The 16,370-nt window shown below is 64.5% G+C and carries 29 protein-coding genes; 15 read left to right on the top strand and 14 right to left on the bottom strand.

Annotated elements, in window-relative coordinates; all coding sequences use genetic code 11:
- The first annotated feature begins 276 nt into the window (after positions 1–276).
- The 5 genes from ACZF5Y_RS01155 to ACZF5Y_RS01135 all read left to right on the top strand — a co-directional run bounded on the left by ACZF5Y_RS01155 (position 277) and on the right by ACZF5Y_RS01135 (position 2,395).
- Positions 277–609 (top strand): hypothetical protein, encoded by a 333-nt coding sequence (locus ACZF5Y_RS01155; protein WP_497533988.1) that lies wholly within the window; start codon positions 277–279, stop codon positions 607–609.
- A gap of 94 nt (positions 610–703) precedes the next feature.
- The gene (locus ACZF5Y_RS01150; protein WP_497533987.1) at positions 704–1,012 is read left to right on the top strand and encodes a hypothetical protein; all 309 of its coding nucleotides are present in this window, start codon (positions 704–706) and stop codon (positions 1,010–1,012) included.
- Positions 1,003–1,377, top strand: a complete 375-nt coding sequence (locus tag ACZF5Y_RS01145) for a capsid cement protein (protein ID WP_497533985.1) — start codon at positions 1,003–1,005, stop codon at positions 1,375–1,377. The genes ACZF5Y_RS01150 and ACZF5Y_RS01145 overlap by 10 nt, the downstream gene beginning before the upstream one ends.
- Positions 1,374–1,568, top strand: a complete 195-nt coding sequence (locus ACZF5Y_RS01140) for a hypothetical protein (protein ID WP_497533984.1) — start codon at positions 1,374–1,376, stop codon at positions 1,566–1,568. The genes ACZF5Y_RS01145 and ACZF5Y_RS01140 overlap by 4 nt, the downstream gene beginning before the upstream one ends.
- On the top strand, positions 1,565–2,395 hold the full coding sequence (locus ACZF5Y_RS01135; protein WP_497533983.1) for a hypothetical protein: 831 nt from the start codon (positions 1,565–1,567) through the stop codon (positions 2,393–2,395). Before ACZF5Y_RS01140 ends, ACZF5Y_RS01135 begins: the two co-directional genes overlap by 4 nt.
- 169 nt (positions 2,396–2,564) lie before the next feature.
- On the opposite strand, the gene ACZF5Y_RS01130 is transcribed toward ACZF5Y_RS01135, so the two are convergent.
- Positions 2,565–2,840 carry a helix-turn-helix domain-containing protein gene (locus tag ACZF5Y_RS01130; RefSeq protein WP_497535354.1) on the bottom strand — a complete coding sequence of 92 codons (276 nt, stop codon included), beginning with the start codon at positions 2,838–2,840 and terminating at the stop codon, positions 2,565–2,567.
- 233 nt (positions 2,841–3,073) lie between these two features.
- On the opposite strand from ACZF5Y_RS01130, the gene ACZF5Y_RS01125 reads away from it, so the two are divergent.
- The 4 genes from ACZF5Y_RS01125 to ACZF5Y_RS01110 all read left to right on the top strand — a co-directional run bounded on the left by ACZF5Y_RS01125 (position 3,074) and on the right by ACZF5Y_RS01110 (position 5,395).
- The gene (locus tag ACZF5Y_RS01125; RefSeq protein ID WP_497533982.1) at positions 3,074–3,424 is read left to right on the top strand and encodes a hypothetical protein; all 351 of its coding nucleotides are present in this window, start codon (positions 3,074–3,076) and stop codon (positions 3,422–3,424) included.
- A 111-nt stretch (positions 3,425–3,535) separates the two neighbouring features.
- Positions 3,536–4,513: a hypothetical protein gene (locus ACZF5Y_RS01120; protein WP_497533981.1), complete on the top strand. Its 978-nt coding sequence runs from the start codon at positions 3,536–3,538 to the stop codon at positions 4,511–4,513.
- Positions 4,444–4,977, top strand: a complete 534-nt coding sequence (locus ACZF5Y_RS01115) for a hypothetical protein (RefSeq protein WP_497533980.1) — start codon at positions 4,444–4,446, stop codon at positions 4,975–4,977. The genes ACZF5Y_RS01120 and ACZF5Y_RS01115 overlap by 70 nt, the downstream gene beginning before the upstream one ends.
- A gap of 175 nt (positions 4,978–5,152) precedes the next feature.
- Positions 5,153–5,395 (top strand): hypothetical protein, encoded by a 243-nt coding sequence (locus ACZF5Y_RS01110; RefSeq protein ID WP_497533979.1) that lies wholly within the window; start codon positions 5,153–5,155, stop codon positions 5,393–5,395.
- Here the strand turns inward: ACZF5Y_RS01110 and ACZF5Y_RS01105 are convergent.
- Positions 5,388–5,852 carry a hypothetical protein gene (locus tag ACZF5Y_RS01105; RefSeq protein WP_497533978.1) on the bottom strand — a complete coding sequence of 155 codons (465 nt, stop codon included), beginning with the start codon at positions 5,850–5,852 and terminating at the stop codon, positions 5,388–5,390. The genes ACZF5Y_RS01110 and ACZF5Y_RS01105 overlap by 8 nt on opposite strands.
- Positions 5,853–6,668: 816 nt before the next feature.
- Here ACZF5Y_RS01105 and ACZF5Y_RS01100 point away from each other — a divergent pair.
- On the top strand, positions 6,669–7,223 hold the full coding sequence (locus ACZF5Y_RS01100; RefSeq protein ID WP_497533977.1) for an AAA family ATPase: 555 nt from the start codon (positions 6,669–6,671) through the stop codon (positions 7,221–7,223).
- Positions 7,224–7,227: 4 nt separating this feature from the next.
- On the opposite strand, the gene ACZF5Y_RS01095 is transcribed toward ACZF5Y_RS01100, so the two are convergent.
- Both ACZF5Y_RS01095 and ACZF5Y_RS01090 read right to left on the bottom strand, forming a co-directional pair.
- On the bottom strand, positions 7,228–7,707 hold the full coding sequence (locus ACZF5Y_RS01095) for a BLUF domain-containing protein (protein ID WP_497533976.1): 480 nt from the start codon (positions 7,705–7,707) through the stop codon (positions 7,228–7,230).
- A 3-nt stretch (positions 7,708–7,710) separates the two neighbouring features.
- Positions 7,711–7,971: a hypothetical protein gene (locus ACZF5Y_RS01090; RefSeq protein WP_497533975.1), complete on the bottom strand. Its 261-nt coding sequence runs from the start codon at positions 7,969–7,971 to the stop codon at positions 7,711–7,713.
- A 124-nt stretch (positions 7,972–8,095) separates the two neighbouring features.
- Here ACZF5Y_RS01090 and ACZF5Y_RS01085 point away from each other — a divergent pair, with 124 nt between their 5' ends.
- A complete protein-coding gene (locus ACZF5Y_RS01085; RefSeq protein ID WP_497533974.1) occupies positions 8,096–8,449 on the top strand; it encodes a DUF7882 family protein in 354 nt (117 codons plus the stop codon).
- An 8-nt stretch (positions 8,450–8,457) separates the two neighbouring features.
- Here the strand turns inward: ACZF5Y_RS01085 and ACZF5Y_RS01080 are convergent, their stop codons facing one another.
- From ACZF5Y_RS01080 to ACZF5Y_RS01040, 9 genes are all read right to left on the bottom strand, one after another.
- The gene (locus tag ACZF5Y_RS01080) at positions 8,458–8,748 is read right to left on the bottom strand and encodes a hypothetical protein (RefSeq protein WP_497533973.1); all 291 of its coding nucleotides are present in this window, start codon (positions 8,746–8,748) and stop codon (positions 8,458–8,460) included.
- A gap of 55 nt (positions 8,749–8,803) precedes the next feature.
- On the bottom strand, positions 8,804–9,406 hold the full coding sequence (locus tag ACZF5Y_RS01075) for a GNAT family N-acetyltransferase (protein WP_497533972.1): 603 nt from the start codon (positions 9,404–9,406) through the stop codon (positions 8,804–8,806).
- A 185-nt stretch (positions 9,407–9,591) separates the two neighbouring features.
- A complete protein-coding gene (locus ACZF5Y_RS01070) occupies positions 9,592–9,930 on the bottom strand; it encodes a hypothetical protein (RefSeq protein ID WP_497533971.1) in 339 nt (112 codons plus the stop codon).
- Between the two features lie 169 nt (positions 9,931–10,099).
- Positions 10,100–10,471, bottom strand: coding sequence for a hypothetical protein (locus tag ACZF5Y_RS01065; protein ID WP_497533970.1), 372 nt, complete (start codon positions 10,469–10,471; stop codon positions 10,100–10,102).
- Positions 10,472–10,508: 37 nt separating this feature from the next.
- Positions 10,509–10,700: a hypothetical protein gene (locus ACZF5Y_RS01060; protein WP_497533969.1), complete on the bottom strand. Its 192-nt coding sequence runs from the start codon at positions 10,698–10,700 to the stop codon at positions 10,509–10,511.
- A gap of 30 nt (positions 10,701–10,730) precedes the next feature.
- Complete coding sequence (locus ACZF5Y_RS01055) at positions 10,731–11,186, bottom strand: SRPBCC family protein (RefSeq protein WP_497533968.1); 456 nt, start codon at positions 11,184–11,186, stop codon at positions 10,731–10,733.
- Positions 11,183–11,479, bottom strand: coding sequence for a hypothetical protein (locus ACZF5Y_RS01050; RefSeq protein ID WP_497533967.1), 297 nt, complete (start codon positions 11,477–11,479; stop codon positions 11,183–11,185). Before ACZF5Y_RS01050 ends, ACZF5Y_RS01055 begins: the two co-directional genes overlap by 4 nt.
- A 49-nt stretch (positions 11,480–11,528) precedes the next feature.
- Positions 11,529–12,317, bottom strand: a complete 789-nt coding sequence (locus ACZF5Y_RS01045) for an alpha/beta fold hydrolase (RefSeq protein ID WP_497533966.1) — start codon at positions 12,315–12,317, stop codon at positions 11,529–11,531.
- 9 nt (positions 12,318–12,326) lie between these two features.
- A complete protein-coding gene (locus ACZF5Y_RS01040; protein ID WP_497533965.1) occupies positions 12,327–12,950 on the bottom strand; it encodes a TetR family transcriptional regulator in 624 nt (207 codons plus the stop codon).
- 110 nt (positions 12,951–13,060) lie between these two features.
- Here ACZF5Y_RS01040 and ACZF5Y_RS01035 point away from each other — a divergent pair, with 110 nt between their 5' ends.
- The 4 genes from ACZF5Y_RS01035 (at position 13,061) to ACZF5Y_RS01020 (ending at position 15,705) form a co-directional block, all read left to right on the top strand.
- Entirely contained in the window at positions 13,061–13,675 is a 615-nt protein-coding gene (locus ACZF5Y_RS01035; RefSeq protein WP_497533964.1) for a biotin transporter BioY, read from the top strand.
- Between the two features lie 66 nt (positions 13,676–13,741).
- Positions 13,742–14,482 (top strand): energy-coupling factor ABC transporter ATP-binding protein, encoded by a 741-nt coding sequence (locus tag ACZF5Y_RS01030; protein ID WP_497533963.1) that lies wholly within the window; start codon positions 13,742–13,744, stop codon positions 14,480–14,482.
- Positions 14,479–15,234, top strand: a complete 756-nt coding sequence (locus tag ACZF5Y_RS01025; protein ID WP_497533962.1) for an energy-coupling factor transporter transmembrane component T family protein — start codon at positions 14,479–14,481, stop codon at positions 15,232–15,234. The genes ACZF5Y_RS01030 and ACZF5Y_RS01025 overlap by 4 nt, the downstream gene beginning before the upstream one ends.
- A 9-nt stretch (positions 15,235–15,243) precedes the next feature.
- A complete protein-coding gene (locus ACZF5Y_RS01020) occupies positions 15,244–15,705 on the top strand; it encodes an SseB family protein (RefSeq protein WP_497533961.1) in 462 nt (153 codons plus the stop codon).
- Between the two features lie 48 nt (positions 15,706–15,753).
- On the opposite strand, the gene ACZF5Y_RS01015 is transcribed toward ACZF5Y_RS01020, so the two are convergent.
- On the bottom strand, positions 15,754–16,332 hold the full coding sequence (locus tag ACZF5Y_RS01015; RefSeq protein WP_497533960.1) for an HdeD family acid-resistance protein: 579 nt from the start codon (positions 16,330–16,332) through the stop codon (positions 15,754–15,756).
- Positions 16,333–16,370 lie beyond the last annotated feature (38 nt).

Here is a 16,370-nt window from a genome sequence, read left to right as displayed (position 1 = left end):
AGATTTCGCCTACTAACAGTTAGAGACCAGTTAGAGATCAGTTATTCAGATCAGGGTTTGTCCGATCCGCAAGCGAATCGGACTAACCGCGATTGAAAAACCTATTCAGAGAGAAGAGATTATGAGCACAACTTGCTCAGTAACCGGGGAGGCTACCCTCGCTGTCGCAACCCAATCCGGCGAGCTCCTTAGGTCACGATCGCTCGAACCATCAATTGACGACGAAAGTCTTGAAGACGTCGTCGTGTTGCTTGAGCCGAGGCACGGTGACTTTCAATGACTCGGGAGCGGACGGCTGCGGGCCTCGCGGATGAGGCGGCGCGGTGGCGTCGGAAGTACCGCACCGCTGAGCAAGTCATTAGCGAGCAGAACCAGATCATGCTGGGCCTGTTTCTGCGGGAACGTCTCGCGGACCCGTCCGACTTCGGCACGTATGTGGATCTCGCGATGGTCGTCGATCAGCGGGGTGCGATCGTGTGGTCGCGGGTCGATCTCCTCCTCGAGGAACTGCTCAATGCGAAACCGCATCTCGCATTGACACCCGACGATGCGAACCCGTTCAGGCAGGGGGTGAGCGCGGTAGAATGGTTCACGAACGGGACGCGGTGAGCCAGGGGCCCGCGTTCACGGTTCAGGAGCCCAGGGGGCAACGCGCAGCGAGTCGGTGACCGGCGCGACAGGTCGAAATGACTGGAGCTCTCTCATGTCTCACCACACCATCGTTCGCGGGCTGACTGGTCCCGATCGTTTCCACGGGGCCGTGCGGCCGGCGCGCAGTGACGCGTCGGCCGCTTCTGCGTCTCGGAAGACGTTCCTCGCGCGCCTCGGATTGCCCGAGAACGCGACGAAGGCCGAGTTCGAGGCCGCACTCGACCAGATCAAGCCGAAGGGTGCTGCGCGGGCGCCGCTGAGTGCCGACGACGCACTGTACGAAGCCATGTACGGCCAAAAGCCCGTGTCGGAGCTGACGGCCGACGACGAAGCGATCTACGCGGCGATGGGGTGGTCCTGATCATGGGCGACTACCTGCCGAAGTTTCAGGACGGAGCCGCCGTCACGTTCACCGCGGAAGAGACGATCATCGGGGGCCGTCTCGTCGAGGCAGCCGGACCGCGGAGCATAGTCACCGCGGTCGACGGTTCAGACGCCGTTGTCGGGGTCGCCGGCTTCGACGTCGAGAGTGGCGATCGCGTCACCGTGTTCACCAGGGCGGGGGGTGTGCATCCGCTCGTCGCTGCAGCTTCCGTCGACGCGGGCGCCCGAGTCGGTGCGGCAAGCGCTGGCCGTGTGCGCCCGGTCGCGTCAGAAGAGGTTGGGATCGGGGTCACGTTGACAGCTGCGGCGGCCGGCGCGACCGTGGAGGTGCTGTTTGCATGAGTGAACCGATCAACCCGTACTTGCTCGGCGATACCCGCTATCGCGTGGTCGCACCTTGCGTTGTCGCGCGCCTCACGGGAGGGCAGGAGCGGTACATCTATCGCGGCGCCGTCCTCCCCCTCGGCACGCTCCCGTCGCATATCGAGCACATGCTCGCGAGCGGCCTGATCGTGAAGGTGGATGCACGATGAACTTCGACCCGAAGCGTCTGAACTTTGCGCAGGCCAAAGTGTTCACGAAGCACGTCACGGCTCTCGGGCTGACGCCGCCGGCGGCGATCGAGCGGGCGTTGAAGCTCCTTGCTGTACTCGAAGAGCACAAGCGTCAGCCTGAGGGGCCTGTGCTTGAGATGACGCCGAAGCAGGCCCGAGACCGCGTGACGGAGATCTCGATCCGCAGGCACAACAGCGGGAAGGACTCGGAGCGCGGTATGAACGCCGGCATCGATGTCTTCCGTGATCAGCTCGCAGAAGAGGCCCGCACTGCTGCACTGCCCGAGCTCGAGGAACTGGTGCGGTCGCTGCAGGCCCGCTTCGCAGAGCTCGCGGCCCCGCTCGAGCTTGCCGCGCAGAAGTACGGGTTCACCGCGCGCACGACCTCGGATCAGGTGATCGAGCTCGCCGACGAGGACGCGAGCGCAGCATGGCGCGGCGCCCGTAAGGCGTGGAGCGAGATCTCCGCGATCGTCGCGCTGCGTATCGAGATCTCGAAGGTGTTCAACGTGAGCCCGACGCGGGAAGACATGAGCTGGCAGGTGTTCCCGCGCATGCTCGGCGATTCACCCGTGAACTTCTCCGTGGCCTTCGCTGCGGGGGAGAACTGGTCTGGGGAGGGCGGCTACTACCTCGAGGGGCGCACGGTGGGACACCTCGACTGGCTCGCTCTCGCCGCCGGCGGTCTACGCCTCAACACCCCTGAGGAGACGGCTGCGAAGATCGCTGAGCGCCCGAACCCTCGCCTGAGCGTCGAGCCTGAGGACGACAGCGATCTCGACGCTCCGATGCCGATCTACCGGTAGGGCAGAAGACGTGCGCCGGCGAACAGGGTCGAGAGTCGGCGCTCGAGCGCGGTGGGGTAATCGGTTCCGCATCATGCGGCCCACCACGCACCGAGCGGGGGTTCAGCAGCACACCAGCTGCAGGGCCCCCGCTCTCCTGCATCCACGCGCATCACATCGCTCGTCCGGTTCAGCGCCCGCGGCGACTCGCGAGCGAGATCGGTGGAGCAGGCTGCGGCTCGTGCTCGCACTGTTCACCAGCGACCCACGCATCAACGCACTCACCGCGGGTGCGCCACGTGCCACCACTACCACGCTGCTGCCCGTGCAGGACGCCCTCCCGCAGTGCTCTACGCACGGTCTCAGCACACCGCCCCGCACGGCGCGCAGCATCAGGCACGCGTAACCACACGTCACCCACCGGCTCGACCGGCGCCGACGTCGTCACCACGGCCTCTACGCGCATCAACATCTCATCGAGAAGCCGCGCAGAGACACGCTCCAGCTCCTCCCGCACAATACTTCGAACGATCACCTCGATACTCATCACACGATCCTCCGGCCACCCGCATGCAGGGGTCGAAAAAACCAGCAACCCCAACCCGCTGCCTCGCTCCCGCGCGTCCGAGGCGCGTATCCCCCCGCGCGAATTCGCGCATTTGACTCGAATTGAATCCTGACTCGAATTGGAGATTGATCATGGCTCGTCCGAAGGCCCCGTGCGGGACGTATCCCGCGTATCAGCGGCATTTGCGTGAGAAGAGCAAGGTAGATGCGGCGTGCCGGCGCGCGCAGCGGGAGCATGACGAGGGGCGCGGGAGACGTTCTCGCGCGTCGGATCGTGGCGAGGTGCGACTTACACCGGTGCCCGTAGTCTCAGGCCTCGAGGAGCGCGCCGAGGCGCTGCGGGCCCGGTATCTCGGTCTGGTTCGCGCGCTTGAGCTCCTGATGATCGATGACGATCTGTACGGTGTGATCGACACGACGCAGGAGATGGAGGAAGTGCTCGACGAATGGCTTGATGCCCGTGATCAACTTCGGGACATGTGAAGCAGACAACACACCCCCGCCTATGCTCGCGATGCTTGAATCGGAGCAATATCCAACATTGCTGAGTCATAAGGCTTGTGCGTGTAGATCATAGTGTGCCAATGTCGATTCATGCCGAAGCGGACCCTCACGATTTCTTTGCTCACTGCCACCGTCAAGAAGGGGTCCAAAGACGACCTAATTCCCCTCGATGACATTCACGGTGAGTCGATTCTCGAACTTTTCCAGGACTGGGTTGAGAATCTCGACAAAGCGACGTTGGTTAACCGCTCTAAAGAGCAGTACACCTCCATCGAGACTGTGCAGTTTGAAGGACGCTCTGCTTTCGTTGAGGGCCTTAACGGGCGATTCGGATCTCCCGGAGTGACCGTACAGGTCAACACTCATAACGTGGAGCACACGCGCGACAATGACCATGCGGCGACAATCCCAACGCGCACGGTAGTGACGGCTCCGCCGGGGGCGACCCACGCGGCATTTGCGATCGAAAGGCAGAGCAATTCAGGTAGCGGGACTGGCATTCTGCTTGGATTCCAACATCACCTCACTAAGCGCTTCAACGACATCTCGTTCTCAATCGCGACCTTTCAACAGTCAGATCTGTGGCTGAACAAGGCTGAGCTGCTCTCAGTAACCGCAATCGAGTACGCTCGGCCTCTCGATCCGGCCGATGGCCTGAACGCCGAAAAGGGTGTGGTCGGTCAGGTTGAGACGAAGTTTCGGCCGGTCAAAGGCGACCACTCGCTCCCAAGACGCGTCCTCGACTGGGTACGAGGGCGCTCGCTTTCACCGAATGCCGCGCTTTCAATTCCCGATGCCGCAGACGGGGACGTGGTCGTTGAGCTCGAGTTGAATGAGCAGACGAAGAGATTCTCGATTGATCGAGAGAGTGCGCCAGCATTCCGAGCACTTCTTAACAATGATGGAGAAGTGCCGCTTACGGACGAAGCGTTTCTCGATGAATGTCGGACCCAGGTGGCAGACTGCTACAGCCGGTACGGACTGAGTTGGGAGGGGTCATGGCTAAATCGCAAGATCCTGGGGGCTCCAAAGATCGAAGGGGCGGTATTGTCCGCGACCATTTCCTGACACTGTCGGGAACCAACGATGCCCCGTTAGCTCGTCACATTCTCGTTCAAATAGAGATTCCTTTTGCTCTGGGGATTCTGACCGCAGTGACGGAAACGAGACTTCACAGTTTCGATTCACTACTGGCTGGAATGTCCGTCATGGCTGGGTTTCTATTTGGCCTCGTCCTATATGTGTTTCAACTTCGTCGGGAGCTTGCCAAGAAGATCGAGAAGCAACACGCCGCGGGATTGAAGACGTTCATCGACGAGCTCTTTTCCAATGTCCTATATTCCGTTCTCGCTGCGTTGTCCGTCGTGGGAGTCCTGACACTCGTGACAGCGCTTGGTTACGACACAAAAGTGGGAGTGAATCCTTGGACGTCTGCACTTGTCGTTTTCCTTATGGCTCATCTGATCGCAGTCATTCTGATGTGCCTTAAGCGCACGAGGCGCGCTTACCTGGAACTGAAAGGTCTCGAATAGTCAGCGGGGTGCGCGGGATCAGATACGCGTGGCAACAAGACCGAGCCGCACACGCACGCCCACCAGCGCCCAGTCGCTTGCATCGGGTGGAGGTCGCAGGCTGGGCACGACGGGACGCGCAGGTCGCAGTACTCATCACAGTTCAGATGCGGTTCGCTCACGGGATCATTCGACCATGACCGACTACCGGCTCCCCGCTAAGGAGGAATGCCGGAAGGTCGCGGGCCGCGCCCTCACCGCAGGATTTCTCGAGATGCTCGTCCTCGACCCCCGCGATGCAACAGTCGCCGCTTACATCCCGAACGTTACCCGCTCAGTGGAAGAGCTTGAGGCCACTATTCGTGAGCTTCACGCCGCAGCAGATCGGCGCCAGAAAGAGGCTGAACGTCGCGCCGACGCTCGAGCGAAACCTACCTAGGTCGCGCGGGAATGGGGAAGCGCCAGACCAGCGGAGTGTCCTCATTATCGGTGCGCCAAGTAACAACGATGTCCTTGACCCACGGATCCGCGAGAGAGGATGCGTACATGATCTTGACCGCACTTCGGGCGCCAATTGCCGAGCGGGGTTGCATGCCAACATCGATCTGAAGTCGATTCGGGTCTGTGGAGATCTCAACATTTAGTGCATCGCGGGAACTGGTATTGGTGAGCAGGAACGTGTCTCCGCTCCACCATTCAAAATTCCACGGCGGACTATTGAAGATGCTCTCCTGCATCACGAGAGCGCGCTCGTCTGCGACAGCGGCCCTCTCAGCAGCAGCAGTCGCAGCATCCTGGGCCTTCAGGGCGTCGGCGCGAGCGAACCATGCAACCACCGCCGAGGCAACCGCCGACGCAGTTCCGAAAAGCGCGATCCAGAGAGAAGCAGCTTCCATTCCCCAACCTTAAGGCGAGTCCGCAGCGAGTCCGCAAGAACCCCATGTTTCCCCCGTTACGGACAAGCACTGACTAGTGCGAAAACGGCAGAAACACGCGCTACCCAGCAATACCCCATGATTCACTAGCAGACATAAAGAGAACACGCTGTTCTGAGAAACCCCACCACTTTGTGACCGAGCCCTTCGGAGATTTGGAACCTTATCCCGAGAAGGCGATGTTGCTTCAGCCCGAGATCGCAGCCGAGTCGCGCGAAATTTCTGCATCGCGTCGTCGTTGCGTTGCGGCGCTTGGCGAGTATTGATGCCAGGATTCAGAAGTCACCGCATGCCATCGCGCCTTGCGCTGAGCATCGACTTGCTGCGCTTCCGAGAGCGGAAACGGATGTTCGACGTGTTCTGTGTCGAGACGCTTCCTGAGCCGAAGCTTGAGAGCCTCGAGTGCGCGTGTTGCCGAATCTTCGTGTGGACCCATGGGGTGCCTCGTTCCATATTGTGTTGTGACTTCAGCATGCAGCAGCGAGATGTGTCCGCTCACAGATACGGCCATCATTCCGCTCAGACGGCATGCTGAGAGAGGAACTCATTCGGAGTTGTGGTTCCAAAGCAAAAGGGACAGTCACCCCGATGAGCATGACCCCGCGAGGTGACTGCCTGTCGTCGCGGACCAGTGGAACTATGGGGTACCACGCGCAACGACAGGGTCAACCTTCGCAGGTCGCAGCGCATCCCGATATGCCTTGTGCTGGTGAACGCGAGTCGACATCCTGTCCCAACTGCCGGAGATGACGCCGTCACGTGCCATAGGGTCGCGGTATGCGCATCGTCATCTCCGGCACCCATGCGAGCGGCAAAAGCACGTTGATTGCAGATTTCGCGCTTCGACATCCTGAGTACACCGTTTTCCGCGACCCATTCGAGCTCGTGGATGAGATGTGGGACGCCCCGAGCTCCGCCGCATTCACCGCGCAGCTTCGAGTCTCCGCCGAGAGACTCGATCCGCTCGAATCACCCGACTGCGTCATCGCCGAGCGTGGTCCCATTGATTTCCTTGCGTATTTGCTCGCCATCGATGAGCTCACAGAATCGTCGGTATCTCGTCGGCTCCTGGGGCGCGCGACCGAAATCACCCGCGAGGCGTTGAAACACGTCGATTTACTCGTAGTGCTTCCACTCACCGCATCCGACCCCATTGCGACTGACTCCGACGAGTTTCACGATCTCCGCAAGACCATGAACCATCTGCTGCTCGACCTCATCGGGGACTCCGAACTCATCGGTCCGCATACGAGGGTTGCCGAGATCACCGGCAACCCCGACCGCCGACTCGCGGCTCTCGAAAACTTGGTTTCACGCCCCAGGGAGGAATAAGCGCCTACGCCGCAGTCAGCGGCCCACGAGCTGAGCGCACCCGGAACCAGAGGGTGAGCTCGCGCGCTGCGCGACTCGTGACGAAGTGCTCCTGCGCCGATTCCAGGTCTTCGAACGTGTCGCGGAACCCAGCGGGCGCAGGGCCGGCGAACTCCGCAGAGGGCTCGTATCCCATGGTCCATTCCGGGAACTGCCGCTCCTCGATGGGCTCGTCAAGCAGCACGCGAACTGACGTGTGGCGCGAGTCGGCACTGATTGCGGCGAACAGTTCGTGGACCTCGTGATTCGTTCCCTCCAAGAACTGGATGAATCGTCCCTGGCGATAGAGCAGCATGCCGGTCACATTGATTGCCACGTTGTGCGCACGGGCCCGTGCCAGAAGTTCAGGGAGTTGGGCCTCGCTAAAGTCTTCAGTCGCACGGCTCGAGTAGACGAGCGAATGCAGGGCTGCAGCCCCGATCGGCTGCACGGAAGAGTTCGTCATCACTCAGGCCGCCTTTCCGGGTTCGTTGGGGAGTGACTGGGTCGACTCGAGTGCGGTGACCGCGGACGACAGCGTTGCGAAGGTGCCGATCTCGCGCGAATACTGATCGCAGGCGAGATATTGTTCGGCGCCAATGCGATCCACGAACCCGAGAAACTCGCCGTCACGGCTGCCGACGAAGAAGTCGTCTTCCACCTGAGACCAGGTGTCGATGCCACCTGCGTACGCACCTACGTCCATCAGAGCCTCCTTCCCGTCGGTCATGTTCGCGTCAAGGCTTCCATGATCCCACACTTTACACAAAAACTGTCATACTTTCTGAACATGGCAAGATAGTCACCACGCACCACGCACCACGACCGCAGAATTAGAGGGGAACCGAGAACACATGGGATCACTGCGCTACGACGGTCTCGTCACCCACTTCGAGGACCGCACGCTCGCACACCTGCAGATCGTGATCGTGCAGAAACTCATGCGCGGCGAATCGTTTCTCATGTCGTGGAAAGACAGCGTGAACGGCGGCGACGGGCGCACGGCGATCTGGATTTCGCCTGACATCCCCGTGACCTTCAAGTTCATGGGCAGCCGCGTGCCCGAAATCAACAAGGACTGGCTGCTCATTCTCGGTAAGTCGGCCGAATCGACCACCGGCCTCATCGTCATGAAAGAAGACGGCACGCTCGCCGCGGCCGATGCCGAGGGTGACAAGTACCCCGGCAACCTGCGCTCGGCGAAATAGGTTTACGCCTAGAGCCGCTCGGCGATCCACCGAGACCCCGCGCGACGCAGCGCGAGCTCGGCGACCTCCGCGCCACCATCCCGACGCGCGATACAGCGCCAACCCGTCAGGCGCTCGGGAGCATGCGTGATCAAGGGGTGCGCGTGACTCTCGGGCACCTCGATGATCGGTCGCGGCGATCCCTCAATGCGCCACCGCGCTCGCTCGAAAACGAACCGCGCCGGCACCCCATTCGCCATCCAGACCACCACAGTGTCATCGAGAACGGGCAACTTCGGCCCGATGACTGATTCGAACATATGTTCGAGTGTACGCCGACTTCGCGCGACGCGCCCATCGGTGCTCGAAGTTCCTTCAGTCGGCGCCGTTACAGGCCACTGCCAGCGCTGACGGCGCGAGTCGTTTCACATGACGCCACTCATGCAGCTGCGTGAGGCCACCCGCCTCACCGAGTTTCTCCACACCGTCAGCCTGCCACCCTTGGCGCATATAGAACCGCGACGCACGCATATTGCCATCGAGCACCCAGAGATACGCTGCGTCGAAACTCGCCGCGCGCAACTCACTCTCGACCCGTGAGATCAGGGCGAAGCCGATGCGCTGCGACCAGAACTCCGGGTCCACATACAACCCGGCGAGCTCGCCGAGCGAATCCAAGTCAGCATCTCGACCGGGCCCGAACGTCGCCCACCCCACGATTCGATCGCCCGAGCTCGCAACCACCATGCGATGCGACGAAGCCCCGTCACTCACAACGCCCCGCCCGTCGGTCGCCTCACCAGCGAGCGACGCGGAGATCCACCCCGCCCACCGCACAGCGCGCTGTTCGACACTCAACGAGCTCAGCACATCATCTGCAATGAGCCCGCGATAGACGCTTTGCCACGAACGTACGTGAACGTCAGCCACACCCCACGCATCGGGCACTGTCGCCTCACGAATCTCGATCGCCGTCATACCACCACGGTAGTCACCCTCGCAGGCGCACCATTCACGAATGACGCCAAACGCCGAGAGCCGCTCCCCGGGGCCACATTTGGGGAAACAGGACTCCTCGGGGAGCGGCCGGAAGCAGCTTTGCATCTTTGACCACCAAAGGGCACCGCATTGACAGCCCCACGTGAGCATGCCATGCATACACCTCACCTACTGGCTGCTGCCGCACCATAGTTCTGTGGCGGATACTGCGGCGCTGGCGGCCGCCTCTCGCCTCCGTCGGATCGCGTCGGAGCGTCAGCTCGACCCGGCACCTGCGGCGAGCGCGACGGCCACGGCACTGCCCGCTCCGCCTCGGTGCGGGTCGCGAAGATGCCGACCATGCGTTGCCGGTGCCGCACCGGATGCCAGGCGAGCAGCACGTACCGCGCCTCCCCCGCAGTGTCTCGAATGCCGCGAATCACCGCTTTCGGGTACTGCGCGAACTCGCGCATGACGATCCACTCGTCACTCGCCACCTGGATCAGGTTTGATCGCTCTGCCACGTGCTGCAGCGTAAATCCCACCACCGACGTTGCTGGCGTGGTGCGGCCCGGTGATCCGCCACCGATCACGGCGGAGTTCTTCGCTCACGCGGATCCATCGGCTCCGAAGACTCCGCATGAGCAAATTTCTCCTGCAGGAGTGAAGCCAGCGAGGTGCCGCCGGCCGCGTCTAGTCGCCGAACGTGCAGTGGTCGCCGTCGATAGTGAGCGTCGCCGAGGGGTTGAGCGCATCGAACGTCTCGGTCTGCACCTGGCAGGCCTCCGCGATGTCGATGGTCAGCGTTCCGAAGGGAATTTCAGAGAGCCCCACGGAAGAGTCGCGTTCGACGATGCCCTCGGAGACCGTTCCCGCGCCCGTCACCGAGATGGTGAAGTGCATCGATGCGGGCTCGTCCGTGGCCACGTTAGTACCCCAGTACGCGATCGTCACGGTACCGCTCTCGGGCGCCGCGCTGCACGCCGACACCCCGACGAGACACAGCGCCGCTGCACCAGCGACGAGAGCAGAGCGCCAGGCGTGCACCGCACGATATTCACTCATGCGCTCAGTCTGGCAGCGTGGAGCGCAGCTGCGCGAGCTACTTGCCGTCGCCCGAGGGCATGCCGATCAAAAACCCGGCGACCGCACCGATCGCGAGCCCGCTGCCGGCTCCGAGTCCGACCAGACCGATCAACCCGCCCAGCACGGCGCCGACGCCGCCGCAGACCACAATTCCGGCGACCACCCACACGATGGTCGCCCGCTTTACCGAATTCTCCTGCTCACTCACTGTGCCCAGGGTACTCCGGTTCTCACGCGCTCACGACCGATGACGCTCGAGTGCGTCGACCAGCGCCCGGTTGCGCTGCGCGATGAGGCGCCGCAGGTAGGGCACAAGAATGAGCGGCTCGACGATCGCCCCGAAGATGGGTGATGCGAGCGTGATGGTGTCGGTCATGCGAGTGCCCGTACCCTCGGCGACGAACCCGTGCTCGTGATGAAAGGTGCGAAACGGCCCGCGCACCTGTTCGTCGACGAAACGCCGCGGTGCGTCGAGCGCGGTGATGCGCGAGGTCAGCGTGAACCAGATGCCGAAGTGGCGAGCCCGCCACGTCACGGTTTCACCGAGCCCGATGGCCCCCGCAGTGACGCCGCCCACAGCGCGCTCCCCCGACTGCGCCATCGATGCCACGTGCTGATCGATGTCGAGCGAGATCGCGAAGAGAGCTTCGGGCGGCACCGCCGCAAGGGTTTCGATCGTGAAGGATCGCGTCACGCCGCCCCTCCCGCTTCGGGTGCAGCCAGATCGGCGTCGGGTCGCTGCGCCCCTCGCACCGGATCGGCACCGCGTCGATCAAGGCCGAAGTGGATCAGCAGCGCACCGGCGAAGAGCACCGAGCCGACCGTGCTGCCGCAGTTCGCCAGAAAAGCGAGCGCCCCCATAAATATCCAGTAGAAATCGCTCGCACCCACAGTGGGCTGCGGAATCAGCTGAGCGTACTGCGTGAGATAGGCGGCGGCGACCAACCCGAGGCCAGTCCACATCAGGATCTTGAGATTCTTGCGCATCTTCGCCCTCCGTCGCACCGAGCGCGAGAGGAAATGCGCCCGGTTGCACCTACGCTAGCGAGTTCGTAGCTTTCCCAAAACCCGCAGATCGACGGCCCACGAATTCGAGAATCATGGAGGCGACCGGCTCCGCGCTGCGGATGATGGCCTCGTGGCCGCGATCCGGAATCAACTCCATGACGCCGTCGGGCAGTGCGTTGGCGACCTCGCGCACCCAGTCGGGCGGGCAGACGCGGTCGTCTTCACCGGTGAGCACGAGAGTCGGGGTCGAGATCGTCGGGCAGATCGCTTCGATGCGATGCCCGAGCATGAAGCGCAGCTTGTTCAAGAACCAGATCGGGCTCGTCTTCGCGTACTGCCAGAGCCCGAGCAGCAGCACCTTCGGGGTTTCACCCCAGAGGTCTTGCACCATGCGCATGCCTTGTCGGATCGCCGTGCGCTCATGGCGGTTCACCGTGGGCGCGATGAGCACGAGCGCTTCGACGAGCTCGGGGTACCGGTGGGCGACCTCGGCGACGATTTGCGTGCCCATCGAGTGCCCGACGAGCACGGCGGTGTCGGGCACGCGGTCACGGATGAACTGGGCGATCACCTCGGCGGTCTGCTCGAGTGTTGCGGCGGACCCGGGCTCGGGTGAATCGCCGAAGCCGGGCAGGTCGACCGCGAGCACGCGCCCGTTACCCGAGAGCTTGTCGCCGACCCCGGCGTACACGACGCGACCCATGCCGATGCCGTGGATCAGCACGTAGACGCGATCGCCCGCATCAGCCGGCCCCGGAGTCTCGGTGTAGGCCATCTCGACCGGCCCGTGCTCGTAGGTCAGATCGCGCGGTTCCATCTCAGCAGACTAGCGTTCGAGCCCGGCGAGAATGATGTCGAGCCCGCGTTCGAACGAGGCATCGAGGTCGAGTGCGGGATCCGCCTCCGCGTCATCGCCCGCGCCCCGATCCGAGCCGGCGCCGTTTGCGGCACCGGCATCCGCTCGGCCCACCAGCGAGCCGAGTGCGCCGAGCGCCGCGGCCTGCCGGTGCGTCTGCGTGGACTGCGTGTGGCCGAAGGTGAAGAGCAGGAGGGTGCGTGCGCCATCGACTCCGATGAGCTCGGCCAGGCGATCCTCTACTGCCGAATCACCGAGCCGGAACGCCGCCGCCGTCGCGACCACGTCGGCGCCGTCACGAATGTCGAGCATGGCGCCGCGGAGGGCGAGACAGATGAAGCGCGCACGGTCTGCCGGCCCGACCGGAGCGCCGTCGCGCGTGAGCACCGCGCTCGCCTCGACCTGCAGCACTCCGCCGGCGATCTCGTCGGCCATGAGCGCAAGCAGACTCTGCTTATTGGGAACGTGGTGATAGAGCGCGCTGGGCTGCACGTCGAGCGCCGCGGCGACCCGGCGCATCGAGCAGCCCTCGAGCCCCTGATCGTCGAGTACCTCCAATGCCGTGGAGACGACATCGGCGAGCGTGTTGCGCATTTCCCCAGCCTAGCGCTAACCTGAACACCGTTCACCAGAACACTGTTCAGGTTGGCCTGCCGAGCCGGGGCATTACCCCGCCGCAGCGCCCGACTCACCGAGGAGCCCCCATGACCACCGACGCCACCCCCGCGCTCGAGACCGCCGCCGCCCCGCGCCGCAATCGCGTCGCCACCGACCTCGCGCTCATCGCCGCCTTCGCCGCCCTGATCGCCGCCTGCGCGCTGCTCCCCGCCATCAGCATCGGCGGCCTCGTGCCCATCACACTGCAGACCTTCGCCGTGATGCTCTCGGGCGCCGTGCTCGGGGCGCGACGCGGATTCTTGGCCGTGCTGCTGTACCTCGCCGTCGGCGCGATCGGCCTGCCGGTGTTCTCCGGCGGATCAGCCGGCCTCGCCCCGTTCGCCGGCCCCACGGTCGGCTACCTCGTGGCGTTCCCGCTCGCCGCGCTGCTCACCGGCTTCATCGTCGAACGCCTGCCCCGCCGCAAGATCGCCGCGAGCATCCCGCTCATCTTCGTCGCCGGCTTTACCAGCAGCCTCATCTTCATCCACCCGCTCGGCGCACTCGGTCTCGCGTGGCGCGGCGGCATGAGCATCGGCGACGCATTCCTCTTCGACCTCGCGTTCATTCCGGGCGACATCGTCAAGAACATCCTCATGGCGCTCGTCGCAACCGCCGTGCACCGCGCCTTCCCCGCGCTGCTGCCGCGCCGCGCTCGCTGAACGCACGCCGGCACCGCACCCGCACCCGAACCCGCACCCGCACCCGCACCCGAGTAGGATCTCCGCGTGATCGAACTCCGCTCCGCCACCGTGGTCGCCCCGGGCCCCGACGGCGATCGGACGATCCTGCAGCCGACCTCGCTGACGCTCTCCGAGCACCGCATCTCGGTGATCGGCGGCAACGGCTCAGGCAAGTCGACGCTCGCCCGGCTCGTGAACGGACTGATCGAGCCGAGCTCGGGGTCGGTGCGCATCGGCGCCGATGCCGACGCGGGCACCGGGGCTGACGCGGGTGCACCGAGCGGCACCCTGCTCGATACCCGCCGCGACGGGGCCGCCGTGCGCCGCGCGGTAGGGTTCGTCTTCACCGACCCGTCGGCGCAGCTCATCATGCCGACAGTCGTCGAAGACGTCTCGCTCTCACTGCGCCGCAGCCACCCCGACAAACGCGAGCGCCACACGGCGGCCCTCGCCGTGCTCGAGCGCTTCGGGCTGGCCGAGCGCGCCGACCAGAGCGTGCACACGCTCTCGGGCGGACAGAAGCAGTTGCTCGCCATCGCGTCGGTGCTTGCGGGCGACCCGGCGATCCTCGTCGCCGACGAACCGACCACCCTGCTCGACCTGCGCAACGCCCGCGCGATCGGCGATCTCATCATGACGCTGCCGCAGCAGGTGCTCGTCGTGACCCACGACCTCGACCTCGCCGCGCGCGCCGACCGCACGCTCGTGGTCGATGAGGCACGCGTCGTGTTCGACGGCCATCCCGACGAGGCGATCGCACACTACCGCGAGCGGGCACTGCGGTGAGCGAGGCGTCTCCGCTCGGCAGCTACATCGCCCGCCGCGGCCCGCTGCACGCGGTGCGACCCGGGGCGAAGCTGCTCGGATTGTTCGTCTTCGCGATCGTCGTCATGGCACTGCGCGGCTCGGGCACGACCGCCCTGTGGTCGACCACACTGTGGCTCGGGATCGCAATCGCGCTCGCCGTGCTCTCGGGCATGCGCGGCCGCGACTTCGGCAGGGTAGCCCGCGGCTTCGCCATCGTCGCGATACTGCTTTTCGTCTTCACTGCCGCAAGTGACGCGTTCGCCGCGGCGGGTGGCATCGGCGCGGCAGGGGCTGCCTTTCCGGGAGCCGAGGCCTGGGCCGCCGGCGCGGTGCGCGGCTACGCTGTGGTCGGCAGCCTCTTCGCGCTGATCCTCGCCGCGAGCGCCGTCACCGCGAGCACCGCGATCGAAGACATGACCGACACCGTGACCTGGGCGATCGGGCCGCTGCGCCGCTTCGGCGTCAAGCCCGAGCGGGTCGCGCTCGCCTTCTCACTCGTGATCCGCGCCATTCCGAATGTCATCGGCATCTCTCGCGAGACCCGCGACGCCGCACGTGCCCGGGGCCTCGAACGCAGCCCGCGCGCTCGCGTCGTGCCTTTGGTGATTCGCACCGTCGCGCAGGCGCAACTCACCGGCGAGGCCCTCGCGGCGCGCGGCATCGGTGAAGAAGACGAGGATCAGCCGGGCCGCCCGGAGCAGCCGCATCACCGCGGCGCCTCAGCCGCGTAGTCTGGAAGCATGACGGAGCAGCCGCCGATCCCTGAAGACGTGCACGCCGACTACGTGAACGAGGCGGCCCGCGCCGCACTCGAGGCGTTGCAGGCAACCCCCGACTACACGCACCTTGCCGCGTTTCTGAATGCGCTCCGCGAGGGCTACCTCGTCGTCGACGTCACCGGCGCCGCGTCGAAGAAGAAGGGCCACCGAGTGCGCACCATCCGCTCGACCACCGGCAAGCCCGTGCTGCCGATCTTCACGTCGATGGCCGAGCTGCGCGCCCTCGCGCCGAGCTCGCGCGCCGATGAGGTGCGCGGCGCCGTCATGCCCGCGCGAGCCGCCCTCGCGCTCATCGGCACCGACCGGTTCGTCGCCGCCGAGTTCGATAAGGCGTCGGCCGCGCTCGTGATGCTGCGGAAATACGTGATGCTCGCCTCGGGCGAGGGCGAGATCACGGCCGAGATGCTGGAGAGCATGCGCTGAGGCGCGACTGCGTGCCGACTCCGGCGGTCGGCACGCAGTGACCGGAGGCTACTCCGCAGACTTCATGCCGAACGCGCGCACCGCCTGCGCGACGCCGAGCACGATCATCGAGATGCCCAGCAGCAACCACAGCGTGACCGCGCCGAGCAGGGGCGAGAAGAGCAGCGTCAGGCCGGCGAGCAACCCGATGACACCGTGGATGATGCCCCACACCTTGCTCTTCGCCTGGCTCAGCGTGCTGAATGCGAGCACCGCTTCGAAGATCCAGAGCACACCGATGGTGACGGTGAGGAACAGTGCGAGCAGCGCGCCAGTCACCTTGAGGTTCGCGAGCATCACGACACCGCCGATGACGTACAGCAGGCCCAGCAAGATGTAGCCGGTTCGCGCCCACCCGCCGATCGCGCGGCCGAACAACGCCGAACCGATGTAGACGACGCCGACGACCAGTGCGTATGCGGCAGTCAAAGCCGCGATGATCTGCGTGGTCACCGCCCCCGATGCCCCGGGGAAGAACACGATGAGCAGGCCGAGCACCACGGCGATGAGGCCGCCGATGCCGAGCGCGGTGCGGAGACCGTCTGAACGCGGGGGTGCTTCGGGGGTTGCGGTTTCGGGGGACGCCATGTCGACTCCTCGTTCGAGTACGTGCGGCACCGCTCGTG

The sequence above is a fragment of the Leucobacter sp. WKLB1 genome, assembly GCF_059696215.1.
This window is presented reverse-complemented; position numbering and strand designations above follow the sequence as displayed.